The sequence below is a fragment of the Methylobacterium haplocladii genome (assembly GCF_007992175.1).
Classification (GTDB): Bacteria; Pseudomonadota; Alphaproteobacteria; order Rhizobiales; family Beijerinckiaceae; genus Methylobacterium; species Methylobacterium haplocladii.
This window is the reverse complement of sequence record NZ_BJZT01000054.1, coordinates 1-12853: the sequence shown is the minus strand read 5'-3', so window position 1 is coordinate 12853 and position 12853 is coordinate 1. Positions and strand designations below refer to the sequence as shown.

The window sequence follows — 12853 nt, the reverse complement described above, 5'->3', positions numbered from 1 at the left end:
GAGACGAAGCTTTTCGAGGCCTTCGACACTATCGTCCTCAGAGACGTCGTGGCGGCCGTACCACTCGGTATTAACTACCGATCATCGGACGACGATCACTCTCTCAGGGGGTGTATCGAGAGGCGTCTTAGCGCGGCGATGTCTCGCCATTCGGCGACCGTGACGCGGCTCGTGCCTTGAAGCCGCGGTCTCGGACCGACACGTCGGGCTTACGTGCCGCGACCGCGAGCGTGCCGGACGTGATGCTCCCTCGACCACTTGTTAGAGCGCTTTCCGACCATGTGGATGCCGGTTGGTAGAAAGAAGGTACGTCAAGGCAAAGGTGGAGGGACGCGGCCCGATGCACCCGGGTCGGGTACGGCTCTCAACGAGCGCCAACGGTCGGTCTGCAACCTTCGCAATCATCCAATGGCCCACAGTGGTTAAAACTAGCGATTCCCGGTGGCATTACAGTTCCGACGACCAAATATAGGTTTAGCGGTGGCGCTCGGGCAGGCCAATGACTTGGAAAAGCCCGGCATCAAATAACGGCGCGCCCGGCGCGATGACAGCTTATCCCGACCGAGACTGTCCCATCCCCGGAAGCTAACGTCCTCGCGTTCAGCAAACTAAATCTCGCCCGCAGAGCCCACGCTGCTCCGTTGAGGGCCCGGGCAAAAATTTTCGGTCGGCGGGAGTTCCAGACCTGCTTTCAGAGCGCATGGATCTTCGAATCCAGTTCCCGCCCTGTTCGGGTATCCCGAAATAGCGAAGCGCCAAATCGTCCTCGGAAATCAGGCACGTCAGTGTCCGACAATCTCTGGCGCGCGATCCTGCTTGACTAAAGTTCGTCTGAATACAGAGTAGCTCTTGTTGCGGTGCCACAGTATTTAAGTTTTCAGAGCCGTCGCAGGGACGAGCTAGTCATCGTAGCGGCGGCTAATATGAATTCGGGCCTTCTATCAAATACGCATCGGTTCGCTGTCCTATCGAGGTAACCTATGAAAGTTGCAGTCTTCGGACTCGGTTATGTCGGCCTCACCGCTGTCGGCTGCCTAGCAAGAGACGATCACGAGGTGATCGGGATCGACACGAACCCTCATAAGGTCGAGGAGTTGCTGGCCGGCCGTTGCCCTATCAAGGAGCCCGGCCTCGCTGAACTGATCGCGACGGGTGTCTCGGAGGGCCGGATTCATGCTTCGCAGCTAGCGGACGGTCTTCTCGCATCCTGCGACTTGGCCCTGGTCTGTGTCGGTACCCCGAGCGGCACCGACGGCTCGCACAACATGACCTTTGTCGGAGAGGTGACACGGCAGATCGCCGTAGCCTGTAAAGACCGCCGCGGACCGCCTCTTACGGTTGTGTACAGGAGCACGGTCAGGCCCGGCACGATGGAAAATTTCGTGACGCCGATCCTGCAGGCGACACTGAAGGACATCCGAAACAAAATTGAGCTGGTCTATAACCCCGAGTTCCTGCGCGAGAGCGTGGCGATCTTCGACTACGACAATCCGCCGAAGATCGTGGTCGGTACAGCAGACGGCGCGCAATCCGATACGATCGAGCGGTTGTACGCAAAACTCACGGCCCAGCGCTTCTACACCGGCTTCAAAGAGGCGGAGCTAACGAAGTTCGTCGATAACACCTTCCACGCCCTCAAAGTCTCGTTCGGCAACGAGATCGGCCGCTTGTGCTACAACCTCGGCATCGATGCCGAGACGGTCTACAAAATTTTCGTTTCCGACACGAAGCTCAACATCTCGTCCTACTACCTGCGACCGGGCGGAGCTTTCGGCGGCTCCTGTTTGCCGAAGGATGTTCGCGCCCTCCAGTACCTGTCCTCCGACATCGGTGCGAACACCCCGGTGGTCGACTCGATCATCAGGACGAACGAGGCGCACAAGCATTTCGTGTTTCAGTCCTGCATCAACGGCGTGGCACCCGGTGCGCTCGTGCTGCTCACCGGCCTAGCGTTCAAGCCAAATACCGACGATCTTCGGGAAAGCCCGAACGTCGATCTCGCGCGCAAACTCCTGAACGCAGGCTTCAAAGTTTCAGTCTACGATCCGAACGTCCGTGCCGAACACCTGCTCGGCCAGAACCTCGGCTACGCGTACTCGCAGTTGCCGGAGCTCAGCAATCTGCTGATCGCTCGGCGCGAGGCCGAGACGACTCTCTACGATCTCGTCGTCGATACATCCGGTAACGAACTCGGGCTACATACGCAGGCCAAGCAACGGTTCAACCTGCGCGAGTTCATGCGCGCCGAGCGCCGGACCTAGGCAGTACCCGCTCACGTCGAGTCAAGTCGGCTTCCAAATCCCTGATTCCAGGTGTGCGATCCTGGAATCGGCGTCCGCTCCGGCGGTTTGCGTTCCAGCGAAGGGGCTGCTCGCGTTGTTCCATGCCGGCCGGTGCGGCGAAGACTCAACCCGTGAATAAGGAACGGTGCTCGTGAACGCTCCGCTTGCGATCGAAGAGGCTTCCCCTGCGCGTCGCCCCCTCCGTTCTGTCACCGGAACGATCTTGATCGTCGTCGAGAACCTGCCGGTGCCCTTCGACCGGCGGGTTTGGCAGGAAGCCTGTGCCCTTCGTGACGCAGGTGCGAAAGTGAGCGTCATCTGTCCCCAGATGAAGGGCTATGACCGTCCCTACGAGGTGCTGGACGGAATCGAGATCCATCGGCACCCGCTGACCGAAGCCGCGTCATCGACCGGCTACATCGCCGAGTATGCGACGGCCTTCTTCCATCAGACACGTCTCGCGTGGAAAATATTCCGCAAGCATCGTTTCGACGTGATCCATGCCTGTAACCCTCCAGACCTGATCTTCCTCGTCGCGTTCCCGTTCAAGCTGCTGGGCGTAAAGTTCGTGTTCGATCATCACGACATCTGCCCGGAGCTGTTCGAAGCGAAATTCGATCCGAAGACGCTGGGCGCCAAACTCGTCCGCCAGGTTCTCCTCACCGCGGAGCGACTCACGTTCGCTGTCGCCGATGCATCGATCGCGACGAACGAGAGCTACCGCCGCATCGCCGTCGAACGCGGAGGGATGAGGCCCGATCGCGTCGCGGTAGTCCGAAGCGGCCCCGACCTGACGCGCCTGAAGCAAGGCGAGCGGGATCCGACCCTGTTGAAGGGGCGAGACCTCCTGATCGCCTATGTCGGCGTGATCGGCAACCAGGAGGGCCTGGATCTGCTGATCGACGCGATCCGCCACCTCGTTACGGTCAAGGGCCGCACGGATACGCAGTTCTGCATCGTCGGCGCCGGTCCGGCGCTCCATCAGGCTCAGCAATACGCAGAGGAAAGCGGCGTATCCGCCTATGTGGACTTCCTAGGTCGAGTCCCGGACGCCAAACTGATCTCCGTGCTGTCGACGGCCGATGTCGGGGTGAACCCGGACCGGGTCAACGCCATGAACGACAAGTCGACCATGAACAAGATCCTCGAATACATGGCCTTCTCATTACCGATCGTACAGTTCGACGTGACGGAGGGGCGCGCCTCGGCCGGGGAAGCCTCTCTCTACGCCGCAAAGAACGACCCGATGGACCTCGCGAGCAAGATGGATCTCCTGCTCAGCGAACCGAGCCGGCGCCAGCGGATGGGAGCTCTGGGTTATGAGCGGGTATGCTCCCAATTCGCCTGGAATCACCAAGCGGCGACCCTCACCACGTTCTACGCCGACCTGCTGGAGCAATCGGGAAAGCAATCCTGGATCGCCCGGATCAAGCGGCCCTTCCGTTCCCGGGCGTCCATCATGGAGCATGTGAAATAGTTCACTGAAGCGGACGGAGGCTTCATCCCGGCTGGACCTTCCACGTCGCCCCGACTTCGGCCTGCTGGCTCAACGCCGTCGAGGGCTTCTTCTTCGCCCTCTCGCGCCGAAGGCTGCGACGCGGCACTCTTCGACGGCCAAGTGCAGGTGCTCCCAGCCGATGCCGCAGCTTGAACTCTGGCGGGTACGGTCGCCGGTGATGCGATGGCCGGTACGCGCGAAGCGGCCGAGCTTCTCGATGTGGATCAGTTCGCCCGGTTTGTCGCGCTCGTAGCGGCGCATCGGTTCGGGCGGCTCAAGATCGCGGATGCTGTCCAAGCCGTGCAGGCGCAGCACCCGGCTGACGGTGGCCGACGAGACGGCAAGGTCACCGGCGATCTGCCGGCCGGTCAGCCATGTCAGGCTCCGCGATCGGCCCTCCCTGTGCCGGGAGCGGCGCTTTTACTCAGATTTGAGCGCGTTGCCCTGCTGGCTCTTTTACCCGCAGCGTTACCCGGAGCCGACAGAGCCTGGCCCCGAAACGAGCTCAGTATTGGTGCGGACGGCGGGAGTCGAACCCGCACGGCCTTGCGGCCGCAAGATTTTAAGTCTCGTGCGTCTACCGGTTCCGCCACGTCCGCCCGCTCAGAGCGGTAGTCGCGGGGCGTCTGCAGATCAAGCGGGCCAGCCTGAGCCCGGACCCATTCGAACGAGGCCTCCGTGTCCGACGACAAGAGCTTGCCGGATTTTCGGCAGGCGGTCCGGTCGCGTTTCGTACGAGACATCACCCTGGGTCTTCATGGGGACCGCACTGTGCGGGAGAGTGCTGGCACCGACACGGCAGCAATCCTCTTGCGGAAATGCATCGTGAACGGCGCGTGGCACATCACCCGAAACCGTGGTTGCGCCTGCGAAGCGCGACGAGCCGCCCGGAACGGGCCTGTTGCGGCCGGAAGCCCGCACAAACGTCATCGATCACCCTGGAACAGGTCGCACGATCCGTTGACACCGCCGAGCCGCATTCCCTATATCGCCGCTTATCGGGCTGGTGATCGCATATCGACGTGATGGCCGGTGACGAGGGATGGCGGGGTAGCTCAGTTGGTTAGAGCAGAGGAATCATAATCCTTGTGTCGGGAGTTCAAATCTCTCCCTCGCTACCAATCGATTCAATGACTTAGATCAAAACAGCCCTCGCATTCGCGGGGGCTTTTTCGCTCTCGGGCCGAACTCGGGCTGCGATTTCGCGCCATGACTATCTGGAGGGCGTTCGGACAGGCGGCCTTGGGATCACGCAAACTCCGCAAGACCGAATGGCCTATCCTACGTCGGGAAAAGTCTCACGCCTTCGTGTCGAGTCGTGGCGCTTTTCCATCCGCGAAAGGTTTAGCATCCCAGGATGTGAGCTTGCCGGGCCGTTACGTCGACGCTTCCGGGATCGAGCGCGATACCACGCTCGTATGCACGTCGCTCGACGACCTCCAGATCCTGGTCGACATCGCCCCGGAGCCGCACGGAAGGGGCGCCTGCCGCGTTCCGGGCTTCGGTGTGCTCGCCGGCCGCCCCTATGCCGTGACGACGACGTCCGTCAGGCTGGGTCTTGAGGTCGGGATCCATCAGCGGCGACGGCTGGCTGCTCGGACCCGGCAACGTGGCCGACATCGGCATTGCGCTGCCGCTGCTGCAAGCCGTCGTTCCACCCAAACGCCTGATTGCCGACAGGGCCTACGACGCACAGAGCCTGAGGGATTGGCTGAAGAGCTGCAAGGTGATCGCGACCATCCCGTCCACGGCCACCCGGACGGCGCCCTACGAGCATAGCTGGATCGCATATCCGCGGCGCAACCGCATCGAGCGCCTGTTCGGCCATCTCAAGACCGGCGACGTGTCGCGACCCGCTATGACCGCTTGCCCTGCAACTATCTGGCTGCCGTCGCGCTCGTCCCCTGTGTCATTGCCTGGACCTGCATGAGTCCCCAACTAGACAGTTTAATTCGTGTTTTGCCGCGCCACAAGCTAGGTATTTTGAACCGATCCTGGAGATTGTGAATACATCGACGTCAGAACAACAACATCGGTTGCTAACCCGTGACGAAGCAGATAAAAATTTGACAAAACAATCGCTTGCAGAACTGAGACCCGGTCGTTTGAACTGAGAGGGCGCAATTGTCGTCAACGCCTATTGTCACAATCAAACGAACTCAAAGCACGGACGCCGCTTGGAACACATTCGCCGAAGATTGCGGCGCGTCCTATCGCAGCCTCAACAATTGGTCGAAGTTTTGGCAATTCAGCAATTATTTATCTCTACGAACTCTACGCTTCAGCTTTTACCTGCAGAGCCCTGTCGCTCAGGTCAAAGTTGGTCAATGCTTGATTGGAGTCAGCCTAAAACACAATAGAGCAATGACCACAGATGGACTGCAGATACTTCCTGAATATTATTATCTATGGCAAGCCTGTTTGCAAGCTTTATTGTCAGAACTTGGCCCGGGGCAGTATATCTATGGGAACAATTTCAGTATCGAGCCGCCACGCGAGAGTCAGATCGCGATGCTTAGTGGCACAGCGGTACAAAGTGTGTGCAGCTACACTGTTGCTGGTGTGAAATTCTCGCAATGGGACTCATGGGAGACGTACGAGCGTGATCTATGCCACAACGTAAGGCGCAATCTAAGAAAAGCTCGGGAGAAATATCCCGATGCCATAGTAGAAACAAGATGGGGTTTAAGTTCATTCAATCTGGTCCCGTCCGTTCTAAAAGCTAAATCTGTAATGTATAAACGCAAGAATGTTTCCTCATCAAAAATCTTTACGACGACAGGGCTTTTCTTAAGGCCGATTTTTATAAAAAAAAATTCATTTTGTTCAATATTGCGGAGCAACAATGAAACATTGTCGGCTTTTTCCGGTGTAGAAATTGGCAATTTACTCTACTATATAGAAGGTGGATCTATTGAAAGCCCAGGCGTAGGCTGGATGCTGAAAATTTCTCTTATGAAGAATTTTTACAATCGCTTCCCGTCGGGGGTCTTCATTATGGGGACGGAGATGCGTAGTGGCGCATTCCAGTCCGACACATGGAAAAGCTTCAGCCGATATCGACGCGATGCTCGGGTTTCTGGCTTCCCCACGAGCGTCGTGACGTTCCAATACTACTGATTTTTGCGGTGATATGCCATAATTTTACCTGAATGCGGTTTGGGAGCCTCGCTCGATCTCCGAGCCTAGAGGCTGTTATGAGCCTCTCCGGCCGATGACTCAGATGCTCGGGCATGAGCTCGATCCGGAAAGCCTATCCGTCCGACGTCTCCGATGACGAATGGGCGCTGGTCGCGCCGTATCTGACGCTGGTGCGCGAAGACGCGGATCAGCGCACCCGTTGCGCGAAGTCTTCAACGGGCTGCGCTACGTGGTGAAGGCGGGCGCGCCATGGCGCTGGATGCCCAACGACCTGCCGCCCTGGGCGGCGGTCTGTCGCTTTGATGCACGAGCTCGCGGCCCTGGAGGGGTCGGCGTTCGTGAAGCGCCTGCTCCAGGGCATCGATCACGAAGCCGACATGGGGCGGTCCGCGACGCCCGTCAGCCGACGATTGCGCCGATCAAGCCTGTATCGCTGATTCCAGCGCCACGACATCGCCTTGTTGCCTGACACCGACGGCGACGAGCCGTTCGTCGACACCACGCCGGTCAGCGAGCAGGCCGAGGCCAGGGCAAAGCGTGTATTAGGCGGAGTGCGACGAGCCGCGCCTTTACGACCGGCATCCGTTCGAATGGGCCTGCAACCAGAACAAGATCGAGAACCGAACGACCAAGCCGCGCCGCCCGTGGACGAACGGTTAGGTCGAACGCATGAATCGCACGATCAAGGACGCGACCGTCAAGCGCTACCATTATGGAAGCCACGACGCCCTGCGCCATTGCCTGCAGCTCTTCGTCGACGCCTACAATCACGGAACGCCAGATCAAGACCCTGCGCGGCCTCACGCCCTATGGGATCGTCTGCAGGACCTGGAGTGAGCAACCCGCTCGGTTCAAGTTCGATCCATCACAGCACACCATGGGACCGCGCATCTAAAAGGCTAAGCGCTATAGCGAATTAGGTCGCGTCCGCGAGATAGATCGTGTGTGACTGTTAAGCGGCCGCACCCGACTTAGAATCTTGCCGTCGCGAGGCTGTGCGGGTTCGAGCCCGCCGTCGGTACCAACCCATCGAGCGGCAAACTGCACGACGGCGGTTACCAGCAGGAACGCGGAAGGCGCCGCTTCCAGCGCTCGCCGAGCCGCAATGTCTCGCTTGCGGGTCGGGCCTGTCGCGAAACGGGCGCCGGCCTCGCTGGCGGCGGCTCGACCCGGGGGGCGGCGAGAACGGGAGCGGGTTCCGGTTCCTGCATGGCAGGCGCAGGCGTTTCCGTGGGCAGCGGCACCTTCCGCGGCCTCCCCCTCCGGCGCGGCGCGCCGTCGAGCGTGCTCTGCAGTGCAGGGCGCCGAACCCGGGGGAGCGGCGGCTCGGGAGCGAATTCGGGCGCGGGCTCGGGCGCCGGAGCTTCCCAGGCGTTCAGGTTCGGCAGGATGCGACGGGGCTCGGCATCGGCCGGGACCGACGGCACGGCTGCGGGCGCGACCTCGTCCGGCACGGCCCACGGGCCGAGAGCAAGGGGCTTGCGGGCAGCGGGCAGCGGCACACGAGGCGCCTTGGCGGGGATGGAGACGAAGCCTTGATGGCCGCTCGACTTGGCTGCGACGGTGAACGACCGCCGCTCGCGATTGCGAGTCATGCTTTCCCTAATGTCTTTGAGATGGGCCAGTGCGTGATGACACACCGAACATTCACATGGCTGTTCGGCGACAGTTTGTCGAGCAACCGTTGCGATTGCGTTTCCATCTTCGACCCGGCCGCGTCCGGTCGGACCTTCACGCAACCGCACGGCCGGTGGCCTTCACAAACCGACGCCTTCAACGTCACAAGAGCGGAGATCGCGCCGAAGCTTTCTGCAGCTGGCAGCGGGCGACGTTCAATGCGCCGTCTCGTCCTCCACACCATTCATGACGTCGCGGGCGAGGGAGCGCGCGATGTGAACCACCAGTGGCCTGAGCGCCTCCATCACGACGGGGTCGCCAACATCCTGAGCCGCCTGCCAGAGGCCGATGGCATGCTCGGCAAGCCGCAGGCCCGGCGTGTCGACGGCCTCTTCCGTTTCCGCTTTCCGAGTTACGCGTTGGCGCGTGGTCATGCCTCGAGCCCGACCTCTCTGCCGGGTGACGATACCGGCCTGACGATGGGCCGCGGAACAGAGGGGGATCCGGCACCCGTCGGCTTTGCCCCAGCGCCGCCGCCATCACATGGATCGATCCAGCGACTATCCCCCCGATCACATGCGTTGGCCCTCAGAAGCTCATGCACACGTGCGCGGCGAAAAATCTGAACATTTCCCATGGAGTCATGGTAACATATCATATTCGCATCGTCGAGAACGATAATCCTGTCGGATTTCTGCAACGCACGAGAATGATGAGCGACCGAAATGCGGATATAATCATAAAATCGCGGAGCATTCGAAAATAATCTCGTATTCTATTGGTAGTAAATCAGAATAACTATCTGATGCACGGGGAAAGCAAGTCAAAATTGGATATCGATAGGTATAATTTGAAATAACATAAAGGTCATCTATTTATAATGAAAGTTTTTACGGATAATTACTGAATCTTTACTAGAGAAGTTATCTCCAGCGCCCGCCCTTAAAGCATTGATCTTAGGCAGAGTCTCGCACCGCAGCAGGACGAGCCCGGGCCACACCGGACCGTGCGTCAGGACGCTGAACCGACGTCCTTGGGTACGAGAAGCAGGGGCGCCTTTTCCTTCTCGGACAGTGCGAAGCAGCCTGCACTGGAACCGACGCAGTCGAAACGATCATCGATCGCGGCCTCGGAATAGAATGATCTCTTAAACTACACTCGAAACCATCGACTCAAGCGTATCGGAAGCCTTCGATCGTCTCGACAACAATCTGGAAATCCAAAGACGCGAGTAAATTTGAATTCAAAATTCAAATATTACGGTGCTGCAGAAAGTTGTTTAAGTTGCCGGAACTGATACGGTAATACCATCTGTGCCTCCGCGGCACATCATGCCAGCGCTTCGATGCTCTGGCAAATCGCCGCTCATCGTCGGCGTGACCCAAAGATGTCGTGGCCGATTTTCGGTCATTATCGCGTTACTTTCCGAGATCTTCGGCTAGTGCTATCACGAGCCGACGCAACTGTGCCTTGCTCGTATTTTCCGGAAGACGGTCGAAAGCCTGGGCGAGGGTGACGGCCGCCCGCGACAACGATGGCAGCGCCGACCCATCATCCTGGGAACCGAGCAGTTCGGCGTGGCCGATCCCGAGCAGTTTGGCGATCTCGACGATCTTGCCGGCCGAGATGCGGTTGAGCCCCTTCTCGTATTTCTGCACCTGCTGGAAGGTGACACCGATCGCGGTCGCCAGGGTGGTCTGCGAGAGGCCCGCGAGCTTCCGGGCCGCGGTGATCCGTTCGCCGATCGCGCGGTCGGTGTCGGTAACTTGCTTCATGCGTCTGGCGTCCTGGGCTGCTGAGTCGCGCATATTCCTACCGGCTTTTCACGTTCCCGTGAGCAACTCTTTTGCGATCTCCCCTCCGAATGGTCCCGAACGGGCGCGCCCAACGACTGAAAAAGGGCAATCAAGAATGGGGTACCCGAATGGCTCGCAGGAATTCGCCCGATGCAACTATGATTACGTTGCCGCCTCGACCCCTGCAACTCCAGCAGCGTGAAGGGCCGAACAGGGTCTCTCGCATTGTCGGGGCGCGCGAGCCCTCACCACACCACAGGTATTGGCGCTTACCGGGTCGGACACGCCTGTACCGATCGCTGCAGCCGCCGCCGGAAAGGCGAAGGCCTTCACGATCGATGCCCGGACCAACCGTAGAAGCCGCCACCCTGCGGAGCGTCCGACCTCCGGTGGGACGGCCGGTGGTTTCTGATCGAGAGAGCGAATCAGCAGGCCGACGCTGGAAAGCGCCCGCGGCAAGCGGTCCGCTCAAGTCCCGGAAGCGCCAAAAATCCTGGGGCACCGGGGAATATGGCCATGCTTGGGCTGGTCTCGCGTTCAGAAACGGTTAAGCTTGGATCCAACGGTCGCGAAGCGGCCAGGGGGTGCGTGTCATGGCTTCGATCAAGATCCGGGTCGCCTCTGACGGCACCTGTACCATTCTGCGCAACGGGGACGCGGTGTCCTCGGGCCTGACCAGGCCACAGGCAGAGCGCCTGGCGGCTGTGCTCAGATGGGTCGAGCCTGCTTAATGCCTCTCCCGAAACTCCCGGCGCACTATCGCGGCCGGTGAAAGCTTCCGGCGATGTTGTGACACGCTCTTTCGAGGCTGTCGCTCGCTCTATCGACGATCTCGGACAGACGCTGCGAGCTCCGCTGCAGCCTGAAAGATCAGGGACGAATCGCACGGATCCAGATTTTTTCAGAAGATTGATTTTGTTAAGGTTTTATCTCCCGCCGGAATGTTGGCAAGCCGGCTTCCAGTGACGAGAAAAGCCCGCCGCGGCGTATGCCGGGCGGGCTTGTCGAGCCTTCGCTGGCTCAGGCAGCCATCGCCGCAATATCGCGTTCTGCCTCGCCCTTCCGTGTCGCGACCCAGCGAGGCAGGGCCCCTCTCGCAAGCTCGATACGCAGGAAAACAGTACCGCGGCGACCTTCGAGCAACGCGGCCGGAAGCCGTGCCCGTTCCGCCGTCCAACGGTGGCCGCTTTCCTCGAACTGATAGAAGCCATCCGACAACAGAACGTCGTCGAGCGCTATCAAGCTCTTTGCACTCTCAGCGTCGTCGATCGCGATGCTGTCCAGGCAGACCCCGAGGCGGCGCGGGTCCGCGTTCAGCCCAATTTCGCACGGGGCGCTCGTTTGGGAAACGATCCATATGTCTTTGGCTGAGGCCGGCACCGGGAAGCGGGCGACCAAACCATGTTTGTCGGCCTCGATGCGCTTGCCATCCACCATGAGGTGCAAGTCCGCCCACGGCTCATCGATGAGCCGCCAGCCGAGTCGCTCGGCGCGTGCCCGCAGCTGGGCACGGACGACCTCGACGAAAGCGCCTTCAGTATGAAGTGGCCTGCACTGATCAGCACGCGCCCGTGAAGCCGCGTGGCCATCGGGGCCGCTGTACAGATTGATGACATCGCCCTCGACGAAGAAGCCGCGGTTGCCCACGTCGAGATAACTCTCGGAGGGCTGGCCCTCGGCGACCAGGATGTCATGATTGTCGAGCTCGACGTGCCAGTAGGTCACGAGCTCGACGTCCTCCTGCGTGATGGTCGTGCCGTTTACCAGCGCAACGGCCGGAACGAGGATCTCACCCATCACGTCGAAGCAGAGACCGTGGGCGGGAGAGACGAGGAGATCGCGCGAGGGGCGGTGCTCACCGAGGGCGCCGGCGGAAATGCGGATCGGCAGCGCGTCGGTTCGGTTGCGAAGCTTGTTGCACTCGATCGTGCGGTGACCGAGCCAACGGATCGCGCGCCGCTCGCCCGAGGATGTGACGACCTGGTCGCCAACTCGCAGATCTTCGATGGCGATTTCGCCGCCCGCCGTGAGAATGCGCGTACCGGCCACAAAGCAAACGGGCTGATACTGCGTAGGCCCGTTGGGTTCGGCATTAAAAGTAACTCTCTGCCGGGGAGAAAGGGCCGTATTGGAAAGCACATAACGATTAGATTCATCGGTAGGATTAGCACTATCCGAAAGTTGAATCATGCCAGTATTATCGAACTGTGTCGCATACAGTGTATTGACGTTGCCGGAGGCGACTCCGCCAGGCAGCGTGCCCGTAATCGTGACAGGATCGCCAGCTCGGGTGATCGTGCCGCTCACAGTAATGTTGCCTGTCGAGACGGCGTCGATGCCGAATGTCGCTCCTGGCGCGCCGTCGTCCTGCCCGACAAACCCGGCACCATAGACAGTGTTATTAAAGTTTACGGCCATTGATATGGTCCCCCTATTTGATTCGAACACTGCCGTACTTGCGCTTCACGAATTTGCGCAGGCGTTCATGCGAACTGCTTTTACAGCATACTATTATCTAA

6 protein-coding genes, 2 tRNA genes and 4 pseudogenes are annotated in these 12853 nt (G+C 59.9%); 7 read left to right on the top strand and 5 right to left on the bottom strand.

The window, feature by feature from the left end; translation table 11 throughout:
* Positions 1-980: 980 nt before the first annotated feature.
* Together MHA02_RS21120 and MHA02_RS21115 are read left to right on the top strand one after the other, a co-directional pair.
* Positions 981-2261, top strand: coding sequence for a nucleotide sugar dehydrogenase (locus tag MHA02_RS21120; RefSeq protein WP_147082465.1), 1281 nt, complete (start codon positions 981-983; stop codon positions 2259-2261).
* Between the two features lie 244 nt (positions 2262-2505).
* Positions 2506-3759, top strand: a complete 1254-nt coding sequence (locus MHA02_RS21115; protein ID WP_238180519.1) for a glycosyltransferase family 4 protein — start codon at positions 2506-2508, stop codon at positions 3757-3759.
* Positions 3760-3867: 108 nt separating this feature from the next.
* Here MHA02_RS21115 and MHA02_RS21110 read toward each other — a convergent pair.
* A pseudogene (locus tag MHA02_RS21110) lies at positions 3868-4152 on the bottom strand (IS481 family transposase); the annotation flags it as partial.
* A 140-nt stretch (positions 4153-4292) separates the two neighbouring features.
* Positions 4293-4379 (bottom strand) — tRNA-Leu (locus MHA02_RS21105).
* Positions 4380-4824: 445 nt separating this feature from the next.
* On the opposite strand from MHA02_RS21105, the gene MHA02_RS21100 reads away from it, so the two are divergent.
* The 5 genes and pseudogenes from MHA02_RS21100 to MHA02_RS21075 all read left to right on the top strand — a co-directional run.
* Positions 4825-4901 (top strand) — tRNA-Met (locus tag MHA02_RS21100).
* 473 nt (positions 4902-5374) lie between these two features.
* A pseudogene (locus MHA02_RS22765) lies at positions 5375-5703 on the top strand (transposase); the annotation flags it as partial.
* A 201-nt stretch (positions 5704-5904) separates the two neighbouring features.
* Entirely contained in the window at positions 5905-6900 is a 996-nt protein-coding gene (locus tag MHA02_RS21090; RefSeq protein ID WP_147082463.1) for a hypothetical protein, read from the top strand.
* Positions 6901-7013: 113 nt separating this feature from the next.
* Positions 7014-7213, top strand: a pseudogene (locus MHA02_RS21085) (transposase); the annotation flags it as partial.
* 275 nt (positions 7214-7488) lie between these two features.
* Positions 7489-7816 (top strand): annotated as a pseudogene (locus MHA02_RS21075) (integrase core domain-containing protein); the annotation flags it as partial.
* Positions 7817-8753: 937 nt separating this feature from the next.
* Here the strand turns inward: MHA02_RS21075 and MHA02_RS21065 are convergent.
* The 3 genes from MHA02_RS21065 to MHA02_RS21055 form a co-directional block, all read right to left on the bottom strand.
* Positions 8754-8972 (bottom strand): hypothetical protein, encoded by a 219-nt coding sequence (locus tag MHA02_RS21065; RefSeq protein WP_147082459.1) that lies wholly within the window; start codon positions 8970-8972, stop codon positions 8754-8756.
* A gap of 984 nt (positions 8973-9956) precedes the next feature.
* A complete protein-coding gene (locus MHA02_RS21060; protein ID WP_147082457.1) occupies positions 9957-10313 on the bottom strand; it encodes a helix-turn-helix domain-containing protein in 357 nt (118 codons plus the stop codon).
* Positions 10314-11354: 1041 nt separating this feature from the next.
* Complete coding sequence (locus MHA02_RS21055) at positions 11355-12752, bottom strand: Hint domain-containing protein (protein WP_147082455.1); 1398 nt, start codon at positions 12750-12752, stop codon at positions 11355-11357.
* Positions 12753-12853 lie beyond the last annotated feature (101 nt).